The organism is Paenibacillus jepli (assembly GCF_047238105.1).
GTDB lineage: Bacteria > Bacillota > Bacilli > Paenibacillales > Paenibacillaceae > Paenibacillus_D.
This window is the reverse complement of the sequence record NZ_JBDFMD010000001.1, coordinates 4,219,231-4,241,411: the sequence shown is the minus strand read 5'-3', so window position 1 is coordinate 4,241,411 and position 22,181 is coordinate 4,219,231. Positions and strand designations below refer to the sequence as shown.

Genomic DNA, 22,181 nt, shown 5'->3' with positions numbered 1-22,181 from the left:
CTCCTCTCCATTCATTTGAGTGCTTGCTACAATCGGTTATTGATTGGCTGCGAGGAAGGCATCCAGCTGTTTTTGCTTTTCTGCGATGATCCGCTCGATGCCCGCTTTTTTCTGCTTGTCGACGAACTCGTCGATCGTGCCGGGGTCCAGGCTCCCGGACTCCAGTCCGGCCTTGTACTGGTTGACGACATTGGTGACCGCCGCGATCTCGGTCTTGACCGGCGAGGCGTCAAAGGAAAAGCCAAGCGCTGGCGAATAGATGCCGGAGCGGTTAAATTCCTTGAGACGTTCCCATTGGTCTGGGCTCGCTCCCTCCCATGTATACGTCAGCGAGTTGTTGCCGACCTCCCACTGGTTGAAGCTGTAGCCGCTCGCGCCGCCTTCCGGTGGCTTGATCTGACCGTTGTCTCCCATCACATAATGCTTGCCTTCAATACCATGGACGAGGAGATTCATCACATCTGCGTCGGTGTACAGCAGGTTCATGAGCTGCATCGCTTTTTCCGGCGTTTTGCTATTGCGAGCGATCGATAGCATGAACGCGCTAGGGCCGGTCGAACCGCCCACCGGCTCGGTCAGGCGAACCGCCTCCATCTCGTATCCCATCAGACTGTTCTCCTGCTCCTCGAAGCCGGGCTTCATATTCGAGAAGTAGCCGAAGCCTTTGTTGGCCTTCATCAACGAAGTATTGCTCTCCTGCGTTGTCGAGGCGTCCGGCATAATATACCCGGCCTCGTACCAGGCCCGCGCCTGCTCGACCGCCTGCCTGTATTCGTCGGTCTCGTACAGGTTGACCACCTCCGTACTGCCCCCTGCCATCTTCAGCACGCCGAGCCCGTCGCCCAGCGAATCGAATTGGCTCGCCAGGAGCTCTGTGGCTACCGCGTTTGTCGTCGAGCGCTGGACGATCGGGGAGATGCCCGGCTCCTTTTCCTTGATGATGCTGAATACGCTCTCAAGATCGGCATAAGACTTCACCTGACTCAGATCGATCCCGTGCTTGTCGAGCAGATCCTTGCGCGCGATAAAGCCGTAATCGGCGACCAACTCGCGGAAGCTGGAGACGCCATAGACCTTGCCGTTAATCTTGGTGCCGTTGAAGGTGATCGGATCGGTCGCTTCGATGACCCCTTGGCCGTGCTCCTCCAGCAGTTCGTCCAGTTCGATCAGCTGTCCCCTGGACACTTGCGTGCTGTAATTGAACAGCGAGGAAGTGACGAGCAGATCGAGCGGCTCCGATCCTGTCAACAGCAAGTTGACCTGCTGCTGCCAAGCGGACACATCGATCGGCACGAGCTTGACGGTGGCGTTGATCTTCTCTAGGGTAATCTCGTTGATCGCCTGCTGCACCTCCTCGATGTCGGTGAAGGTGCCGATGCCGATAAAGGCCATCGTTATATGCGTCGCCTGCACGCCCTCGCCTTGCGCGTCGCCAGGCTTGGGGGCGACCTCGCCGCCGGTGCCGCTGCTGCACGCCGATGCCAGCAACAGGATGACAAGCACAAAAGCCAGGTACGTCTGCTTCTTGAATCTTCGCACGGAATAGCCCCCTGTCGATTATGAAATCCCTTACATCCTTATCATAATCATAGACCGAATCCATGTAAAATACTCAAAAACAATCGAAGCATAGGCAATGGCTATACTACTAACGAGCCTTCCGAAGACAACAGCGATCGGAAGCCCGCTCCTCATAACGCAGATCGGAACGTGATTTCAGGAACGAACTATTAAATGCCGAGCGACGCTCGGAACCGCCCCGCGATCTCCAGCATGCAGTCCTCCGCCTGCGGATACAGCCCGCTTTTGTCCATAAATGCGTGGTCAGTACCGTTGTACTGGATCAGCATCACAGGGACGCCGCTGCGCGCGAGCTTGCGGGCATAGGCTTCATTCTCCACCTTCAGGAAATCGTACTGCGCGGTAATGATGAGCGCCTCCGGCAGCCCTTGCAGCTCTCCCAGCAGAGGGGCGACATACGGGTCGGAGGGCTCGGCCCGGCCTTGCAGGTACAGCTTCAGCAGCGGATTGTCGCCAGCACTGCGCAAGCCTTGCACCATCCCCCGGATCATCTCCTCATGGTTGCGGATATCATACGCGTCGAGAGACCAGGTCATATCCTCCACCGGCAGCAAGCCCATATTGACCGACGGATAGATAAGCGCCTGGAAGGCGATCATGCCGCTTCCGGCATCCCTGTCCTTGAGCGCGCATACCGCAGCGAGGTTGCCGCCGGCGCTGTCGCCTGCCACCGCCAGCTGTCCGGGGGCGATGCCCAGCTCCTCGGCATGCTGGGCAGCCCACCGCACCACATCATAACAGTCGGTCACGCCTGCCGGATACGGATGCTCTGGCGCCAGCCGATAATCGACGGAGATGACGACGGCATCCGCATGCATGGCCAGACATTTGCACGGATTCTCGACGACATCCACAGAGCCTGCCGCGAAGCCGCCGCCATGGAAAAAGACGACCGCAGGTCGCACGCCCTCCACCGGCGGCCGATAGATCCGCACCGGGATCTGCGCCTCGGAGCCCTCCACCGTCCGGCGCTCGGTCAGGATGATGCCGCCCGTGACGTCGTCATTTTGCCAGCCAAAAAACTGCCGCATCGCCTGTACGAGCGCGTCTGTATCGGTGGCGAACGGCGCGTCCCCCCTCTCCTTGAACTTGGCCATCGTCTCGAGACTGACCTTGTATACGCGCGGGTCCAGCTCGCCCTCCGCCTCCGAATCCGGTATCGGCTTGACGATGAAGGTGTAGCCGTCCCGCTCCTCTTGCCGCATTTGCTCCTGCAGCGCAGTCAACAACCGTGGATAATTGTTGTCCATCCCGTCTCCCTCGCTTTCTGTAGCGTATTCTTCCCCTTATACCGACGGCTCTGCCGCTCCTGTTATGCGGACGCAAGCCCTCGCAGGTCGATCCCGCGAGAGCTTGGTCTCCTTGGTCTGGCTAGTGAAGCTCAGACGATCACTTGCCGTTAAACTCCGCGAGCATGCTATCCAGCAGCTCATTGGACAACTGACCGCCGCTGAACGAGACGAGCGCGCGCAGCGGCATATTGTTGGCGAGCGCCTGCATCATGCCTCCATGATCATCCTCACCATCGGGCATAGCCGGGAACGGCCAGCTCTTCATCAGCTCGGCGACAAGGGAGGCGGCCGCCGGGTCGGCGAGCAGATCGCCGATCGTCGAGTTGCGGTGATACGTCTTCGGCAGCACGGTCGTGGAGTTCACGGACAGTGGCAACCGCAGCCGGATGTCCTGCGAGGAGGCGCCGCACAGCAGCTCGAATGTCCCGCTCTCGACGCGCCAGTCGGCTAGCTCCACATCGTAGAAGGCAAAGGCCCGCTTGTCGAGCGTAAAAGTCGCCTCCCGCTCCTCGCCCGGCTGCAGCTCCAGCTTGGCGAAGCCCTTCAGCTCCTTGACCGGACGGATGACCGTGCTCTCCGTATCGCGCACATAGAGCTGGACGATCTCCTTGCCTGCGCGGGAGCCGACATTCCTGACCTTCACCCGGACTGTCACGGTGTCGGTATCGTCGAGCTCAGTCCGGTCGGCCTGCAGATCGCTGTATTCAAATCGGGTATAGCTGAGGCCGTGTCCAAACGGGAACAGCGGCGCGATCCGCTTGACGTCGTAGTAGCGGTAGCCGACGAAGATCCCTTCGGTGTAGCGGACCGTATCGCCCTCGCCCGGGAAGCTCAGCTGCGAAGGGTTATGCTCCAGCGCGACCGGGAATGTCTCCGCGAGCTTGCCTGACGGGTTGGCCTCGCCGTACAGCAGGTCGGCGATCGCGCCGCCGAGCGCCTGGCCGCCCAGATACGCCTCCAGCACCGCCTTGGTCTGTCCCAGCCAAGGCATCTCGATCGGCGCGCCGTTGCTCAACACGACGACGAGACGTGGCTGCACGGCCGAGATCGCCGCGATCAGCGCCTCCTGGTTGGCCGGCATCCGCAGATGCGTCCGGTCGAAGCCCTCCGACTCGTAGCGATCCGGCAGCCCGGCGAAGATAACGGCGACCTCCGCTTCGCTGGCGGCACGCTTCGCTTCCTCGACGAGCGTCTCGTCGATGTTGTCCGAATCGATGTGATAGCCCTGCGCATAGGTCAGCCCTGCCTCGGAGCCAGCGACTGCCGCCAGCTCCTCGCGGATCGACTCCAGCCGGGTAGGCTTCACATGCGAGCTGCCGCCGCCCTGGTAGCGGGACTTGACGGCCATCTCGCCGATGACGGCGATGCGGCTGCTGCGAGCAAGCGGCAGCAGCTCGTCTTCATTTTTGAGCAGCACCATACATTCACTAGCGACCTCGCGCGCCAGCGCATGATGCGCCTCCGCATCGTAGGTGGCATCCGGCCGGCGGGCGTCGACGGCCTGGAAGACGACCCGCAGCACGCGCTCCACGGCTTGATCGAGCTGCTCCTCGGAGAGCTCGCCGCTGCGCACCGCTGCGACGATCTTGCCGTCGCCGGCGCCATGACTGGACGGCATCTCCAGCTCCAGCCCGGCTGCCAGCGAGGCTGCTCGCTCATTGACCGCGCCCCAGTCGGAGACGACGAAGCCCTCGAAGCCCCATTGCTCGCGCAGGATATCAGAGAGCAGTACCGGGTGCTCGGACGCATACGTGCCGTTCACCTTGTTGTAGGAGCTCATGACCGTCCACGGCTGGCTCTGCTTGACTGCGCCCTCGAAGCTCGCCAGATAGATCTCGCGCAGCGTGCGCTCGTCGACGACGGAGTCGCTCGTCATCCGTCTGTGCTCCTGATTGTTGGCGGCGAAATGCTTGAGCGAGGTGCCGACGCCTTCGCTCTGGACGCCGCGGATATGCGCCGCAGCCATCTCCGACGCCAGATAAGGGTCCTCGGAGAAGTACTCGAAGTTGCGTCCGCAGAGCGGCGAGCGCTTGATGTTGACGCCCGGTCCGAGCAGCACCGCGACCTCCTCTGCCTGACATTCCTTGCCCAGGGCGCTCCCCACCCGGCCGATCAGCTCGCGGTTCCAGGAGCTGGCCAGCCCGGCCGCAGACGGGAAGCAGGTCGCCGGCACGCTGTCGAACAAGCCGACATGATCGGCTCCTGTTTTTTGCTTGCGCAGGCCGTGCGGCCCGTCCGTCATCATCACCGAGGGGATGCCGAGTCTCTCGATCCCCTTCGTATGCCAGAAGTCGAGACCCGAGCATAGCCCGGCCTTCTCCTCGAGTGTCATTTGCGAGATCAATGCCTTCAGATCGCGTGTCATTACATTCGCTCCTTTTTCATTCAATATCGCTCCGCCTGCCCTCAAGGGGGAGCCTACGGTCACGGGATCGATCTTCCGATCGCTGTTGTCCCCAGATTTCTTTGTTTCTAACCGCATTAGCGGTTGAAATCCGGGGACAAAGGCGACCATTTCATTTCTACAGATTCGATCCCGTGCCTCTTCGGCCATTTTGAGGACAGGCTAATCTCTATTAGCCTTTAACCGCTCCAATGGTCAGACCCTTGACGAAGTACTTCTGGAAGAACGGATAGACGCACAGCATCGGGATGATGCCGATGACCGCCATCGCCATCCGCACCGAGTTCATCGGGATCGAGGCAGACGCCTGCGAGGCGTTGCCGCCCAGGTTGTTCTGCTGCAGGAACTGGATATTGCTCAGCATCCGGTTGAGCAGATTCTGGATGCTGTAGAGCTTGGGCTCGGTCAGGTAGACAAGGCCGTTGAACCAGTCGTTCCAATAGCCGATCGACAGCATCAGACCGATCGTCGCCAGGATCGGCAGTGACAGCGGCATGACAATGGAGTAGAAAATCTTGAACTCGGACGCGCCGTCGATGTACGCCGACTCGATGATCGGCACCGGGATCGAGGTCATAAAAAACGAGCGGATCAGCAGGATGAAAAATCCGTTGGTCAGCAAGCCGGGAATCATAAGCGCCATCAGCGTGTTTTTCATATGGAACAGCTCGGTATAGATTAGGTAGGTCGGCACCAGACCGCCGTTGAACAGCAGCGTGAAAAAGACGATAAAGGCCAGCACGCTGCGGAACGGCAGCTCTCTGCGGGACAACGGATATGCCAGCAGCGCCGAGATGAGCAAGCCGACCGCTGTGCCGACTACGGTGACGAGCACGGTAATGCCATACGCGCGGGAGACCGCGCCCGCCTGATTCCACAGATACTTATAAGCCTCCATGCTGAACTCGCTTGGCCACAGCGAATAGCCCCTGGTGACGATCGCTTGCTCGGAAGTAAAGGAGGCCATGAACAGCAGGACGAACGGAAATAAGGAGGCGGCGGACATCAGGAGCAATATGCCATGGACCACCTTTTGATTCATATCATTGGTTCTCATGCTTTATCCCTCCTGTAGGTCTAGAACAATGCCCGGTCGCGATCCTTGCGGGCGACCATATAATTGGAGAACAACACCAGTATGAATCCGACCAACGCCTGGTACAGGCCGGCAGCGGAGGACATGCCGTAGTCGGCAAGCGTCATCAGCCCGCGGTACACATAGGTGTCGATAACATCGGTCGTCGGCTGCAACGGCCCCGAGTTCAGCGGCACCTGATAGAACAAGCCGAAGTCCGAGTAGAAAATCCGGCCTATGGCAAGAAGCGTCAGGACGATAATCGTCGGCATGATGAGCGGTACGGTAATGTTGCGGATCTGCTGCCATTTGCTCGCCCCGTCGATCGTCGCCGCTTCGTAGTATTCATGGTCAATACCGATAATGGAGGCCAGATAGATGATGCAGAGATAGCCGATATTTTTCCACAGATTGACGATGGTGAGGATGTAAGGCCAGTACTTCGATTCGTTGTACCAGCTGACCGAGTCGATGCCGAACATCGGCAGGATCGTTTTGTTCATGAAACCGTTCTCTACATTGAGCAGCGACAACACCAGATAGCCGACGATGACCATCGAGATCAGGTAGGGGAGCAGCACGAGGCTCTGGTAAAAACGGCTGGCCAGCTTGTTGCGCACTTCATTGAGTAGGATCGCCAGACCAATCGCCACGACTGAATTGATGACGATAAAGGCCGCATTATAGAACAGCGTGTTGCGGGTAATGATCCAGGCATCGTTCGTTTTGAACAAATACTCGAAATTTTTCAGCCCGACCCAGTCGCTATTGAAGACGAGGCTGAGCAAGCCGCGATTGGCAAAGTCGAGATCCTTGAAGGCGATCACAACGCCGAACATCGGCAAGTAGTTATTGATGAACAGATAAGCAAGTCCGGGGACGAGCATCAGCAACAGCGCCCGATATCGCTTGATTCGTTTGAAGATGTCGCTACGGCTACTCTCTTTCATGGCGGATTCCTCATTTCCTATGAATCTGTTCGCTTCGAGGGCCTTGGAGCGAATAAAGGCGCCGGAGGGCGCCTTTACTCCTGCCTGCTGCCGCGGTTGCTATTACTTGGCTGCCAGCCATGCATCCAGTTGTTTCTGTTTCTCGGCGACGATCTTCTCGAGTCCGGAGGCCTTCAGCTTGGCGACATACTCGTCGAGAACCGCCGGATCCAGGCTGCCGGACTCCAGGCCGACCCTGTATTGGTTGGCGACGTTCGTGACCGCTGCAACCTCCGTCTTGACTGGGTTAGAGTCAAAGGAGAAGCCCAGCGCCGGCGAGAAGGTCGCCGATTGATTGAACTCGCGCATCTGATCCCAGATATCGAGGTCCGTGCCTTCCCAAGTATGAGCCAGCGCATTGTTGCCGACCTGCCATTGATTGAATACCCAGTTGCTGGTGACGCCTTCCGGCACCCGGATATGACCGCTGTCGGTTTTTTCGTAGTGCGTGCCTTCGATGCCGTTAGCCAGAAGATTGACAATGCCCGGATCGGTATACCAGAGGTGCATCAGCTGCATCGAGCGTTCCGGATCTTGGGCGTTGCGCGGGATCGAGAGCATAAAGCTGTTCGCCGAGGTGGACATGGAGACCGGCTTTGTAATTCTTACCGCTTCCATCTCGTAGCCGTTCAGACCGTTCTCCTGATTTTCGAAGCCCGGCTTCATGTTGGAGAAGTAGCCGAACGCTTTGCCAGCTTTGATGAGCGCGTTATTGCCCTCCTGCGTCGTCGCGGCGTCCTGCATAATATAGCCCTTCTGATACCAGCTTCTGGTGAGCGCCAGCGCATCCTTATATGCTTGCGTCTCTTGCTGGGCTACGACTTTGGTATCCCCATTATCAACCATCAGGACGCCAAAGCCATCGCCCAATGCATCGACCCGGCTAGCCAGCAGCTCGGAGACAATCGTTGTTGTCTGACTCCGTTGCACGAGCGGCACGATACCCGGCTCGTTGTCCAGGATCGTCTGGAAGATCGGGTCCAGATCCTCGAAGGTTTTGACCTGACTCAGATCGATGTTATGCTTCTCTACCAGGTCCTTGCGAGCGATGAAGCCATAGTCGGCAGCGGTGTCCCGCACGCTCGGCACGCCATAGATCTTTCCGTCGATTTTCGTGCCGTTGTAGATGTCCTCCACCATCGTCGCCTTGATGTCCGCTTCGTAAGGCTGCAGCAGCTCGTCCAGCGGCAGCAGCTGGTTTTTGGCGACCTGCGCGCTGTAGTTGAGCAGAGAGGAGCTGACCATCAGATCAAGCGGCTCCGAGCCGGCGAGCAGCAGGTTCGTCTGCTGCGTCCAGGCGGAGATGTCGATCGGCATCAGCTTCACATGGACATTGATTTTCTCCTTCGTAATTTTGCTGATCTCGTCCTGCACAGCCTGTACATCCGTCATCGTCCCGATGCCGAGGAAGGCTACCGTCAGCGTCAATGTCTTGTCGTTGTTGCCCGGTGAGGCGGTGCCCCCTTCGGCGGGCTCATTTGATCCGCCGCTGCATGCCGCGAGCAGCAGCGCGAGGATGAGCAGCAGGGATAGGACCGTCGTACCCTTTTTTGTTTTGGTTATCATTCGAGCGACCTCCAGTTAGTAGGATGAACTTTTTGTATGCGTTTTCATTGCTGTAATCCTATTGTAGCCGGACCGCACACTTCACGCTCACCACGAATACGACTTTCTGTTTTTGATTTTCTGACCTTCTTGAACATGACAACAGGGAGCGTCAGATCGCTCCCTGCTGTTTTTTGCGATAATCGGCCGGGGTGAGTCCGGCTACTTTTTTGAAGAGGGTGGAGAAGTAGGAGATGTTGGAGTAACCGGCGGCGATCGCGATCTCGCCTACAGACTGATCGGTATTCTCCAACAACCCTTTGGCGTACTTGATCCGCTGCTGCTGAAGGTAATCGGAGATGGAGATGCCGGTTTCTTTTTTGAACAGGCGCGTCAGATAGTCGGGGTTAAGGTACACATAGTTGGCGATCTCCTCGCGGGAGAGCCCCAGCTCGCCCAGATTCTCGTCGATATATTGCTTGACCCGGTCGACGATCGACGGGTTGTTCTCCTCCGGATGCAACCGGCTCATCACCGTGCCGATCAGGTATTGGATCCACTCGCGGAACGTATGGATGGATCTTAGCGCCGCATTGGGCTTGTCGGTGAGCAGACGCTCCGAGAAGACGTCGCTCGCCTGCAGTCCCTTGAGCTGCAGCACATAGAAGATCATCTGCAATATATCCTGGTAAACCTGGTACAGCCGCTCCAGATCAAACTCGCCGACCTCGTTGAAGTACCGTTCGACATCGGCGAGCAGACGCTTCTTGCAGCCCTGCTTCATCCATTCCGCCCACTCCTTCACCGGAGGCGGGCTGATCGACGCGCCGACGCCGGGAATCTCGCCCAGCAGCAGCGCTTCGTTGGTGGACGTCACGTTGCGGCGCTCGCTCTGCTGCAGCTTGTCCAGCACCGCGGCCATCTGGTGCACAGCGGCTGGCGGCCCGATATAGACGATCAGATCGCAATAGAAGTACCGATGACAGGAAGCGATATAGTCGCGGGCGCACGCCAGCCGATCGGCTGCCCGCTCGCCCGCCTGGCTCGGCGCGATGGCGAGCCAGGCGTCCTCCCCAACAGGCACGATGGCGCTTTCGGGATCGTTGCCAGCCAGCCTTTCCCCCGCCGCGTTTTGCAGCGCATATTCCAGCATCTTTTGCTCGCGTTCCGTGAGCGGCTTGTTCCACCGCTGCACGCGGATATAGACCGGCATGAACCGGCTGTCTGCCCGGTAAGGCAGATTGTGGCGCGCCGCATGCTCCTTGATCGTCTCCGACGTCGTCCGCACCCGCTGCTCCAGGATGTCCCGCCAGAACCGCTCTTGTCGAAGCGGACGATGCGCCTCCCACAGCATCGCGCTATGCTGCAGCGTCTCCTGGAACTGCTGCCGCTCTTGATCCAGACTGATCTTCTCGAGGGCATGGGAGATCACCGTCTCCAGCTCGGTATAGTCGACCGGCTTGAGCAAGTAGTCAAAGCTGTTCATCTTGAACGCCTGCTTGGTATACAGAAAGTCCGAGTGGCAGGTGAGGAAGATCGTCTCCGTCTCCGGATGCTTCTCTCTGACCCAAGCCGCCAGCTCCAGCCCTGTCCCCTGAGGCATCTCGATGTCGCAGACCATCAGATCGATCCGCTGCTGACCGAACATCTCCTGTGCCTGTCTCATACTGTGTGCCGTATAGACGCGATTTATTCCCAACGCTCCCCATACGACGCCTGCCTGCAGCCCTCGGACCGCGTGCACTTCATCATCGACCAGCAATACGCTGTACATCGCCGCACCTCCTCAGTTGTCCAGTCTCGGGATTCTCACTTCCACCACAGCTCCGCCGCTCGGCTCGTTGCGGAATGCGATGTCCGCTCTCAGCTTATACAGCAGCCTCAGTCTGCGCTTGATATTCCAGATGCCGACGCTCTCTCCGCTGCCGCTGATCGCTTCCTCATCGCCCTGCAATGCAGACAGCACCTCCGGCGCGAAGCCCGGCCCGGAATCCTTGATCGTAATGATCATCCGATCCGTCTCGGCTGCCGCCTGACCCTTCTCCTCGCGAGTAATCGCGATATCGATGCGCAGCACGCTGTCCATCGTCACGCCGTATTTGATCGAATTCTCCACGATCGTCTGGATGATGAGCGGCGGGATGCCGCAGCTCAGCACGCTATCGTCGGCCTCGATCCGATAGGTCAGGTGCTCCGGGAAGCGCAGCTCCTGGATGCGCAGGTAGTTGCGCGTATGGTCGAGCTCCTCCTTCAACGTCACCATATACGTATTGCTTCGGAACATGAACCGGAAGTACCCGACCAGACATTTGGTCATCTCCTGGATGACGGCAAAGTCGCGCACCGTCGCGAGATTGTAAATGATATTGAGCGAGTTCAAGAAAAAATGAGGATTGATCTGCAGCTGCAAATGCTTGAGCTCCGCCTGCTGATGATTAAGCTTTTCTTCGTAGACGTTGATCTTCAGGTTGCGAATCTCGGTAATCATCTCGTTGAACGTCTGATTGAGGACAGAGAACTCGGTGGACGACGCATGCGGGTTCAGATACGATTGCCAGTGCTCGTCGCGCAGCTTGCGCATCGCTGATATGATGCGCTGCAACGGCAATAGAAATACCTTCCTCATAATGAGCAGGAGCAGGACCAGAAACACGACCGCGCCAATCGTCAAGAGCGATGAAATCCGCTGCAGCGCCGGCAGCTTCTGCAGAATAGCGCTCTCGGGCACCAGCGCCAGCAAGCTGAAATCCCCCTTCTCGGACGCTTCGCCCATGATTAGATACGATTGCTTGTGGCCGGTCGTCTGAAAGGACTCCTCATCGTAATGAAGATCAATGCCCTCGGAGGTCACTTTATCGGCAAATTGCATCGGCTGAAGGTCGTTCGTCGCCAGGAGCGCGCCTCCTTCCTTGCCGAAATCCATCAGATCAAACGGCCGCATCAGCTTGTCTGCCCGCACCCATGCGCCGACCAGCACCGAGTTGCTGCGCACCAGATGGTAGATGTAATAGCTGCCGTTGCCCGCCTTCCACACCTGCCATTTCTCAAAGCTGCCCTGTCCGCTGCTGCTCTGCAGCAGCTTGCGGATCTCGTCCTGGACCGCTGCCCGCTCCTGGAAGCTGCTGCCGTAATCGGAGCTCCCCGCCATCAGGAAATCATCATTGGGCTCCGAGTAGATGAACAACACATCCATCATTTTATAGTATTCGATCTCGTTTTTCAGATCATGGAACAGGCGCAGCCGCGCCAGCAAGTATTGGGTCGAATCGTCCGGGGTGGGCGCATCGAGCAGCAACAGGTCCGTGTTGCGCTCGGATAGATTGTACAGATAGGCATCGACCTCGACCAGGTAGGCATCGGTCTGATTCATGTACAAGCTGAGCAGATTCTTGTTGGACTGGGCCACCTGGTTGCGGATGACGTAGGACGAATAGACGTCCTTGACCTGCATGATGACGATCAGGGGCACCATCAGCAGCAGGATCGACACGAACAGCTTGAACCGCAAGGAATGGAGAAACGGGCGAATGGGCTTCATCGGCGGTCTATCCTCCTGTCTGAGACTGTCCCCTCATCTTAACATCTAAGATCGAATAAGACACCCTGTTAACTGCTGGTACAGGGTGTCTCGCGTTACTTTACTTACTTGGATTCGGCGTATGCTGCGGTGCGGTGGTCGCGGATGATACCGGACCAGCTCAGGCCGTAACCGAAGTCGTAGCTATGCTGCTCGGTATCGACATGGACGCGCATATCGCGCGGCACATCCTCGCGCTGCTCCTCGACTGTCCGCATATCCGCAGGCAGCTGCATCGGCAGCAAGCCGGACGGCTCGCGCTCGCCGGTCAAGATCGCCAGCAACGCCTGGTCCTGCACGCCGAAGTGGGTAATAATCGCGTCGGCCAGCGGCTCGAATTCGCGGCAGACCGTAGGCTTGGTCAAGGCCAGCACGACGATGACCGGCTTGTCGCCCATCGCCTGGCGCGTATCGATGACGAGCTGCAGATCGGCGCTATTCTTGGCGGTCACCGTCTTGCCGCGGTACGAGCGATTGGCCACATCGCTCGCGCGGCTGTCGCCGGCGATGCTCTCAGCGCGTGCATCGACGGCCGTGTAAGGCGCGTACTGCAGGCTGATCGGCACATAGCCGGTACCGCCAGCCTCCACGTCTGCGGGATCGTAGCCGGTGCCGGAGTCGGCGCCACGGATCGCCACCAGCGCGAAGTCGGCTTCCTCCGGCGTGTCGACGAGCTCGAACGATTTGGCGACGATCGCCGGGTTGACCGGATACTCCAGCTTCTCGGGGTACGGATTGCCGAACCAGTCCTCGCCTGCCGGCGTATAGCGCTGCGGCAGATACACTTTTTGGCGCGTCTGCAGCGGCAGGACGCCGTTCCTGTTCTTCAGCAGGACGATCGACTTCAGCTGCGCCTCGTACCCGTCTGCCATATAGGCCGGCTGGCCGACGATCTGCTCGCTCACCTCCGGCTTCAAGTACGGATTCTCGAACAAGCCGACCCGGAACAGATTCATCAACAGCCGCGCCGCCGACTGCTCCATGCGCTCGCGCATGACGGCCTCGCCGTGGGCCTCTACGCCGATACGGTACGCCGCGAGGATCGGTCCCGCCTCACTGTTGCCGCCGAACTGATCGACGCCGGCCATCAGGATCTTGTAATGCCTTTGCGCTACCGTATACCCCTCTTCGACGCCCCAGCTGCGTCCGCCCGGAAACAGACGCTCGCGGCACTGCGGCTCATCCTCGGTAATGGCCCAGTCCGTACAGACAACTCCTTCATAGCCATACTCCCCGCGCAGCAGGTCGCGGATCAGATACTCGCTGTAAGAGTTCCCCACATTCTCGCCGTTCTTGCGGTCCTGCCCGTAGGAGATCGTATAGTACGGCATCACTGCGGAGGCCTGGCCGGTGCCTCCCTTCAGCCGGAAGGCGCCCTCGGTAAACGGGATCAGATGCTGCTCGAAATTGCCGCCGGGATAGACGGCATACTTGCCGTAGCCGAAGTGCGCGTCGCGGCCGCCTTCGCCGGAGCCGCCGCCGGGCCAGTGCTTTACCATCGCATTGACGCTGTCCGCGCCCCAGCCCTGGTCCGGACCTGCGCCGTGGGCGGTCGTCTGGAACCCGTCGATATACGCCTGCCCCATCGCAGCAGACAGCTGCGGGTCCTCGCCAAAGGTGCCGATGAACCGGCTCCAGCGCGGATCAGTGGCGATATCCACCTGCGGCGACAAAGCTGTGGCGATCCCCAGCGCCCGATACTCCAGCGATGCCACCTCTCCGAATCGCCGGGCAACCTCGGGTTCGAAGGTCGCCGCCAGTCCGAGCGACTCCGGCCACATCGAGATCGCGCCGCCGGCTCCAGCATTGTACTCGACACTGGCATCTGTGCCATGACGCGGATCGCTGCTAATATTGACCGGGATGCCCAGCGGCGACGATTCGGCCAGACGCTGCAGCTCATTGTTCCAACGGGCAGCCGTCTGCGGGCTGCTCACCGAGGTGAGCAGGATGTGCCGCACCTGCTCGTCCGCCAGCAGCGCCCGCTGCTGGTCGGTCAGGGCATGCGGCTCGGCGCCGCTCTCGGCGAAGGACGCGCCCCCATAAGTGCCCGCAAAAAAGCCGCCCGCCGCCGGCACCTGCTGATGGGGGCTGTACAGCATCAGACCGGCGATCTGCTCTATACTCATAAGCGATGCCAGGTCTCTGGCTCGCTCTGCGGCCGGCAGACGCCAATCCTCGTACGGGTGGAGCTCGCCGTCGCGGCTCAGGTCCTTGAACAGCAAGCCGTCGATCTCCAGGATTCGCACGCCTGACTCCGTGGTGTAGCCGAGCGTCGGGCCGTTCACATTCTCAATGTATCGAATCATCGCTCACTTCTCCTTATCCAGTGGTATGTCCGCTCTCGGCGATCAGTCGACCCGGATCAGCCGGACCGCCATGTACTCCCGACCCGGCAGCTCGATACGGAAGCTGCCCTCGTACTCGCCTGGCTGCCGCTCGATCGTCATGTTCCAGGTATCGATCACGTCTACGGTGCAGCGTACGCCCGGCTTCAGCGTGAAGACGCGGAAGCTTGGGCGATTAAAGCCGAAGTAATAGAGCAGGTAGTTGTCGGCGACGCCGCCGATCGGCACGTCCCAGTCCATGACGCTCTTGGGCAGCGGTCCGATGCCTGGCTCCGGCCCCTCCTCCAGGATGCGGCGCAGGAAGCCGATCCTCGCCGGCGAGGTGCCGTGCAACTCGCCGCCTTTGGACCACCAGAGGATGTCCTCAGGGTGAAGATACGTCTCGCCATGGCCGACATAGCCGCCGCGCACCGCGCCTTCCCAGCACCGCCGGGTCATCTCCTCGCCGCTGATATTGCCCCAGCCCGTCTCGACATTGCCCTCGTAGGCGCATTCGTCGATGACGATCGGCTTGCCCCAGCGCTGCCGCCACTCGTCGGTATACTCTGCGGTCCGGTATACATCCTGACGCTGTACGCTGCAGTGGGTAATCCAGGGCCGCGAATAGTCGTAGAACGGGTTGCAGTTATGGATCGAGATCAGATGCCCGTAAGGGTCGGCGCCTGTGACGATGCCTGCCATCCGCTCCCAATCCTCGGTCTCCTTGTTCCACATCAGGTCGTATTCGTTGGCCATGGACCACCAGACGTGGCGATAAGCGGACAGCCGGGCTGTCACATAACGCACATAGCGATCGTCCGCAGCCGCGCCCATCTCCGAGAAGCCCCACCGATCATACGCATGGAACAGGATAAGATCGGTCTCGATCCCGAGCTCGCCGAGCTGCGCGATCCGCTGCTCGAGATGGCGGAAGAATGCCGGCTGGAAGCGCGTAAAGTCCCAGCCCTCCTCCAGCGAACCCTCGTATGGATAACGTGGCGGTTCGTTGGCGTTGTAGAGGTAGGCTTTGGGGAACACGCACATCCGCAGCTTATTGAAGGGAGAGGACGCCAGCGTCGCCAAGGTCTGCTCCTCCAGCGCTTCCTTCTGATGGGTCCAGGCGTAGCAGGTCGTGCCGACCGGGATGTAACGCGTCCCGTCCGCGTACGCAAAATGGAACCCGTCCTTGACGCGAACCGGCCCGTGATTGCCTGCAGCTGGGGCGGTGACGATGAAGGCGCCGCGCAAGTCATCGAGCGACCGCGCGTTGCTGCGCGTGCGGAACGTCCACTCGCCCTCGTGCTCCGGCATGAAGCGCACATAGTATCGGCCATCCCCGTCATAGAAGCCGTGGGCGGTCGTCGCGGCCCCCCCATCGTGCGTGAACTCTGCCGCGAGCGCGACGTCGACATACGGACTGCCGTGATCCGGCCCGTCCAGCGACAGCTCGGTCAGGTCCATCCTCGTCGTAATCGGCTCTGGGCTTCTGCGTCGCCGGCTCGCTCTGCTCCCGGAGCGGCGCCAGCTCACGCAGGATCGCGGTGCGGGCCGGCTCCGGCAGAGATGCCGTATAGTCGCCCAGTGTCATCATCTTTTTGAATTGCAGCACATAATCTTGGCCCTCAAGCGCAGGATCATGCCGGAATAATACGGAACGGGCTTCACGATGTTTCAGCACATGGCCCAGCTTGGTCTGATCGTCAAAAATCACACGCTTGTCCTCCCCGCGTTCGTCATGAATGCGTTACCATAATGTAAGTGTAAGCCATCGCGGAACGTTTGCCCGCCACTAAGACGACTTTCGACTATCACTATTCCGACTTTTTGAGGACAGATCCCCCTGCCCGGCGAGGACATTGCGGCTACTCTCCAATAGAACAACGTCACCCTGTCGGGCGACGCCTAACCCATCGGAGGCGCTGCCGTGATGGGCCGTCATGTGGCGTGATGGGCCAGATGTGAAAAGGACGCCTGCGCCCTCTCGCTGTGCGAGCAAGGTGCCAAGGCGTCCGAAACGATTAATTGCGTGCCTGCTGCGCCAGCCATTGCAGCAGCGATACTTCCTTGCCGCCCACGATGACCGGCTTGCCGTCGTAATCGAGGCGGCAGTCGTCATTGAGCATGTAGATCCAGGAGAAATGTCCATGGTAGACGTAGGAGTCACCCTGCTCCTCCGTAAACAAGCCGTGCAGGTCGAGCACCTCGTCGAACAAGGAGAAGTGCACATCGCTCGCACCCTCACGCAGCAGCCGCTCGTACGTCGGGATCGCCGTCTCCTCCGGCTTGACGACGTTATTGGCCCGTGCATGGGTGAACCAGATCGGCACATGCTTGATCGCCTCGATGTCAGCGTCGCTGATCGTCTCGTCGAACAACGCCTCGAATACCGGATAGGCGGCTCAGCAAGCGGCGAGATGACATCGAATGGCCGCAGCTTCATCTCCAGCGTCACATATTCGCCTCGCGGCAGACGCTCCCCGCTCTGCGTGGAAGGGTATGCGTTCTTGACGTCACCGTAGCCTCTGCTGGCGACCCGGATATGCTGCTCTTCCCAGCTCTTCGGCAGCAAGAGCGTATCGCCATTGTTGGCTCTGCGTTCCACATATACATTAAAGGCGTCCGCGCTTACGTGCTCCGACTCTACCTCTGCGCCCATCGCCAGTACAAGCTTCGTATGGAACGGTACCATATCGGTAACGGTCGTAATCGTGTAATGAATACTCCCGCCACTTGCCGATGCTGACGCTTGGCTGAAGTGGGGGTTTCAGATGTCTCAACCTGACTTTCTCAGGATGCTTAACACCTGTGGAGTTGACACGTTGACGGACTGGTTACCATCCAACCCCTCTATCCCATCTGTACCCTTAGCGGATACGTTTGGGAATACTTTGCGCAGGATGTTGGCCGCTCCATTCACATCGGCATGAATCATGCCGAGCGGGCTCACATACAGCCCACGGTGGACCCGCTTGCCGGAGAAGGTACAGGTCACCGCCTCATCAAAGCGCGGTAACGGATCGTGATCCAGGAAGCTTGCTTTGGACGTATACGCTTCTTCGGTCACGATCACCGTGATGCCTTGCTCTGCTGCCTTATACTGGATCATCCCCATGAGCAGCCCGTGCGGGAGGTGACAGAATGACTGATTGTTGCGCCGTCCCATGCCGGTGCCTTGCTTCCATCCTGTGTTTTGACCGATCACGATGGTGCCGATACGCGCCTCTACGGCCTGCCTGACCACGTGATGACTGACCTTGTGAAACAGGTCCTTGATTCGGCGTTGGCGCTGCAGGTGCAAGCGTTCCAGTCGTTTCGACGTATGCAGGCCTTCTCGCGGGTCCTTGCCGTGGCGAAGAATACGCGAGTAGTGCGCTTGCATCTTGTTGTAGTATTGATTGATCGCTTTGACGATCCCGCCCTTCACGAGCATCGGCTGCGCGCCGGTTGTCGTGACCATGGTTGCGAGATTGTCCACGCCGAGATCAATCGCCATGCAACATGCAGATGGAGCAGCGTCCGCTACCGGTTTCGGCACTTTCAGAGGGCAAGCGAAGATCAGTTCGACAACATAGTGCCCATGACGAGGGACGACGCGCACTTGCTTAAGCTTGCCGTCCTTACAGCCCAGCTTGCCGATGTTCAGTTGCCGTGTGGTTCGGGGGAGTTTAAGATACTTCCCTTCTTTGATGACGCAGTCCTGATTTGAGAACACTACTTCCTTCACCTTGCTTCGAGCATAGCCCGGAATCTTCGGCTTGCCCGTGAATCGCTCCGGATGCTGGCGGTACGACTTCATACTGGCGAAAAAGGAAGCCCAGTTCTGAAAAGCCACCTTCAGGATGCCTTGGCTGCTCTGTGCAGGAAGCGCACGGTAATCCGGCTGGTTCATCACTTTGAACAAGGCATCCAGGAAGGCATACGAGAGGAAGGGCCGCTCCGGCGAAGGCAACACAAAGGGACGATTCGCGCTTCTTCGCTCGTTCATCGCATCCAGATGCGCGGAGAGGGTATCCATCACTTGCCGTTGCAACGGCTGGCAAGCAGCAGACTGCCCCCTGGCGGTAAACACTTGCCGGACATAAAAGGTAGCCGTATTATACAGATTTTTAGCATGTTGGCACGTTTCATCGAGGTAAGAAAATAACGGATGTCCTGGCTTGATCCACACTTGAAACGTTCGATATTCGGATTTTGGCACGGACATGAGGTCACCTCCTTCCTCACTCAATAAGCGAATGTATGTTCCTATTAATTATACCGTCGCAAAGGAGAAAAGGAAAGAAGATTTTGTGGGCTAGACAAGCAGTCGCCGATTCACCTCACCACTTGAAGAAGTGGGAGTCCTCTCGGCGAAAGTTGATAGATGTTCCCCATCGCGTATACGTATACCTCCTCTTATCCTTGCATTAGCCTCGCAACGCCCGCAGTTCGGCGTCGATCCGGTCATACTGGGCTCTGGAGATCCCGCCGCCCATCGGATGCTCTACGCTGGAGCCCAGCGTCATCCCGGCAAAGGCGCCTAGCCCGGCGATCCAGCCTGGCGCATGGCGCTCGATGATCTGCCTAGCCGCCTCCCACTGGATCAGCTCGCCCAGCTTCGTCTCCTCATGATAGAGACGATACGACAGCAGCGGCCGCTCATAGCTGAAGCTGTAGGTGCCGGAACCCGCCTCGAAGGCTACGCAGTCCGTCTCCTGACGGACTGCGAGGATGCCCTCCGCATCTGGCAGAGGAGCCTCGCCGCAGCGCACCTGCTCGACCTTGGCGCCGCGCAGCCGGAAGGACGCCGTCGTATTGGCCGGGATCGTCGCCCGCAGTTCCAGCATATCGCCGTGGAAGGCCCATGCCGATTCAATCCTACCATACATCGACTCGTAAGCGGCACGGGCATGGCTCAGTCTGCCGCCGGTATAATCAGGAGCGATGTGCAGGTGACGGTAGCCTGGCCGCTCGGCATTTGGCGCCAGCCCGGCGACCCGGCGATACAGCCAATTGCCGATCGCGCCGTAGGCGTAGTGGTTAAATGAATTCATATCGGCGCTCCAGAACGAGCCATCCGGCTTGATGCCGTCCCAATGCTCCCAGATCGTCGTCGCGCCTTTGGATACCGAGTACAGCCACGATGGATAGGTGTCCTGCAGCAGCAGCTTGACCGCCGTCTCGTGATAGCCGTTGTCCGAGAGGGCAAAGCAGAGGAACGGCGTACCGACGAACCCGGCTGTCAGGTGGTAGTTGTTGCTCACGATCATCTCGTGCAGATCGCGCGCGATCCGCTCGCGATCGCGCGGCTGGACCAGCTCGAAGACAAGCGCCAGGATATGGGCGGTCTGCGTCTGGGCGGCGACACGGCCATTAGGCGTGATGAACTCATCGCGATACGCTGCTGCGATACGCTCGGCCAGCGCGCCGTACAGTCGGGCATCCTCCTCATACCCGAGCAGCCGCGCCGCATCCCGGACGATCCGCGTGGAGAGGGCATAATAGGCCGCCGTGACCATATGATTCGGCGTCGCGCCCATATACGAGCCCTCCTTGGCGTCGAGCGCCAGCCAGTCGCCGAAGTGAAAGCCGGTATTCCAGACCTCCTCCTGCTCGCCTTGGCCGCGGATGTAGTCGACCCAGCCCTTCATGCTCTCATATTGCTCCTCCAGCACGCGCCGATCGCCGACGACAGTGTACACTGCCCACGGCACCACCGTCGCCGCATCGCTCCAGGCTGCCGCATTGTAGCCTTGCAGGATGTTGGGCACGACGAAGGGCACGCTGCCGTCCGGGAGCTGATCCGCCTTCAGATCGCGCAGCCACTTGGCGAAGAACGGAGCCGCGTTGTAGTTGAAGAGCGCCGTCTCCGCGAATACCTGGGCATCGCCTGTCCAGCCGAGCCGCTCATCGCGCTGCGGACAGTCGGTCGGCACATCGAGGAAGTTGCCCCGCAGCCCCCAGACGATGTTGCGCTGCAACTGGTTCACCCGCTCATCGGAACATTCGAAGTCGCCGGTGCGCTGCATATCCGAATGCATCACCTCGCCGACGAAGGTGTCCAGGGGCAGCTCGCGCTCCTGTCCCGGCATCCCTTCGACCTTGACATAGCGGAAGCCCTGGAACGAGAAGTGCGGCGCGTACGTCTCGACACCTTCGCCCTTGGCGATATAGCGTATCAGTTGCCGGGCGGTGCGGATATTGTCGCGGTAAAAATTGCCGGCGCTATCCAGCACCTCGGCGTGGGTCAGGCAAATCTCGGTCCCAGCCTCGGCCTCGACCGAGAAGCGGAGACGGCCGACCATGTTCTGCCCCATATCCAGCACGGTATCGCCCTCAGGCGTCCGCAGGATGGCTATCGGCCGCAACGTCTGCGTCACGCGGACAGGCTCGTTCTGCTGAGCGACCAGATGGCTGTAAGGCAGATCCAGCCTCTCCGCAGCACTCCAGTCGGCGTCATCGAAGGCAGGCTCGCTCCAACCCGGCCATTCGCGGCGGGCATCGTAGGTCTCCCCGTCGTACCACTCGGACAGCAGGATCGGTCCGGTCGCCGCCCGCCACGTCTCGTCGGATACGACGACCGACTCCCGGCCATCGCGATAGCGGATATGGAGCTGGACGAGCAGCGCCCGGCGGTCACCGTAGTGCTTGGACTTGTTTTCCCAGCCGAGCCGTCCCTTGTACCAGCCGTTCGCGACCATCGCCCCCAGCGCGTTGGCGCCTTGTTTTACGAGAGCGGTGACGTCATAGGTCTGGTATTGCAGCCTGTGGGTGTAGCTCGTCCAACCGGGGGCAAACGCCTCGTCGCCGACCTTGACGCCATTCAGATACAGGCTGTAGACACCTGCAGCCGTCGCATAGATGCGGACCGACTCGATGTCCGCCGGCTCCGCCTCGAATGACCGTCGCAGCAGGAAGGCCGCCTCGGCATCCGGATCGATCGCTTCAGCGGCGGGCGTGATCCAGCTCGCGGACCATTCCTGCTCGGACAGCAAGGCGGTCTCCCACCACGCCAGCTGGCTCCACTCCGTCTCCTCGCCATACTGATTCCAAGCTTTGACCCGGTACGTATACCGCATCCGCGAGGAGAGCGGCGGCCCCTCGTACGGGATCAGGACAGAGGCATCCGAAGCGACACAGCCGCTGTCCCATACAGGAACCTCCGTATTATCGCTGAACACCTGGATCTGATAAGCCGTCTGCAGCACATGTCTGCGCTCCGACGCCAGCCTCCAGCTGAGCCTCGGATAAGCCACATCTGTTCCCAGCAGCTTCGGTTGATACTCCGCACTCAAATCGCATACCGCGAACAAGGTCATATGGCAACCTTCCTTTCTTGTCGCTTCTTTAAGTAATCATTATACAGAGACTAACGGTGAAACGCTTTCATTTTTCCGGCTTTTATTTTGGTT

The 22,181-nt window shown here is 59.5% G+C and carries 14 protein-coding genes and 1 pseudogene; all 15 read right to left on the bottom strand.

What is annotated here, in order from left to right:
• Positions 1-36 precede the first annotated feature (36 nt).
• Positions 37-1,539, bottom strand: coding sequence for an ABC transporter substrate-binding protein (locus tag ABC336_RS18410; protein WP_413240024.1), 1,503 nt, complete (start codon positions 1,537-1,539; stop codon positions 37-39).
• Positions 1,540-1,730: 191 nt separating this feature from the next.
• Positions 1,731-2,831 carry an alpha/beta hydrolase gene (locus ABC336_RS18405; protein WP_413240023.1) on the bottom strand — a complete coding sequence of 367 codons (1,101 nt, stop codon included), beginning with the start codon at positions 2,829-2,831 and terminating at the stop codon, positions 1,731-1,733.
• Positions 2,832-2,970: 139 nt separating this feature from the next.
• On the bottom strand, positions 2,971-5,238 hold the full coding sequence (locus ABC336_RS18400) for a glycoside hydrolase family 3 C-terminal domain-containing protein (RefSeq protein WP_413240022.1): 2,268 nt from the start codon (positions 5,236-5,238) through the stop codon (positions 2,971-2,973).
• A gap of 211 nt (positions 5,239-5,449) precedes the next feature.
• Entirely contained in the window at positions 5,450-6,334 is an 885-nt protein-coding gene (locus ABC336_RS18395; protein WP_413240021.1) for a carbohydrate ABC transporter permease, read from the bottom strand.
• Positions 6,335-6,354: 20 nt separating this feature from the next.
• Positions 6,355-7,302, bottom strand: coding sequence for an ABC transporter permease (locus tag ABC336_RS18390; protein WP_413240020.1), 948 nt, complete (start codon positions 7,300-7,302; stop codon positions 6,355-6,357).
• 102 nt (positions 7,303-7,404) lie between these two features.
• Entirely contained in the window at positions 7,405-8,907 is a 1,503-nt protein-coding gene (locus tag ABC336_RS18385) for an ABC transporter substrate-binding protein (protein WP_413240019.1), read from the bottom strand.
• 151 nt (positions 8,908-9,058) lie between these two features.
• The gene (locus ABC336_RS18380; RefSeq protein ID WP_413240018.1) at positions 9,059-10,660 is read right to left on the bottom strand and encodes a helix-turn-helix domain-containing protein; all 1,602 of its coding nucleotides are present in this window, start codon (positions 10,658-10,660) and stop codon (positions 9,059-9,061) included.
• A 12-nt stretch (positions 10,661-10,672) separates the two neighbouring features.
• A complete protein-coding gene (locus tag ABC336_RS18375) occupies positions 10,673-12,424 on the bottom strand; it encodes a sensor histidine kinase (RefSeq protein ID WP_413240017.1) in 1,752 nt (583 codons plus the stop codon).
• A gap of 104 nt (positions 12,425-12,528) precedes the next feature.
• Positions 12,529-14,772: a glycoside hydrolase family 3 protein gene (locus tag ABC336_RS18370; protein ID WP_413240016.1), complete on the bottom strand. Its 2,244-nt coding sequence runs from the start codon at positions 14,770-14,772 to the stop codon at positions 12,529-12,531.
• Positions 14,773-14,814: 42 nt separating this feature from the next.
• Entirely contained in the window at positions 14,815-16,245 is a 1,431-nt protein-coding gene (locus tag ABC336_RS18365) for a DUF5605 domain-containing protein (RefSeq protein ID WP_413242555.1), read from the bottom strand.
• Positions 16,130-16,501, bottom strand: coding sequence for a hypothetical protein (locus ABC336_RS18360; RefSeq protein WP_413240015.1), 372 nt, complete (start codon positions 16,499-16,501; stop codon positions 16,130-16,132). The genes ABC336_RS18365 and ABC336_RS18360 overlap by 116 nt, the downstream gene beginning before the upstream one ends.
• Before the next feature lie 307 nt (positions 16,502-16,808).
• Positions 16,809-17,165, bottom strand: a complete 357-nt coding sequence (locus ABC336_RS18355) for a hypothetical protein (RefSeq protein WP_413242664.1) — start codon at positions 17,163-17,165, stop codon at positions 16,809-16,811.
• An 86-nt stretch (positions 17,166-17,251) separates the two neighbouring features.
• Positions 17,252-17,446, bottom strand: a pseudogene (locus ABC336_RS18350) (prolyl oligopeptidase family serine peptidase); the annotation flags it as partial.
• A 117-nt stretch (positions 17,447-17,563) separates the two neighbouring features.
• A complete protein-coding gene (locus tag ABC336_RS18345) occupies positions 17,564-18,994 on the bottom strand; it encodes an RNA-guided endonuclease InsQ/TnpB family protein (RefSeq protein WP_413240014.1) in 1,431 nt (476 codons plus the stop codon).
• A gap of 202 nt (positions 18,995-19,196) precedes the next feature.
• Positions 19,197-22,088 carry a family 78 glycoside hydrolase catalytic domain gene (locus ABC336_RS18340; protein ID WP_413240013.1) on the bottom strand — a complete coding sequence of 964 codons (2,892 nt, stop codon included), beginning with the start codon at positions 22,086-22,088 and terminating at the stop codon, positions 19,197-19,199.
• Between the last annotated feature and the right edge of the window lie 93 nt (positions 22,089-22,181).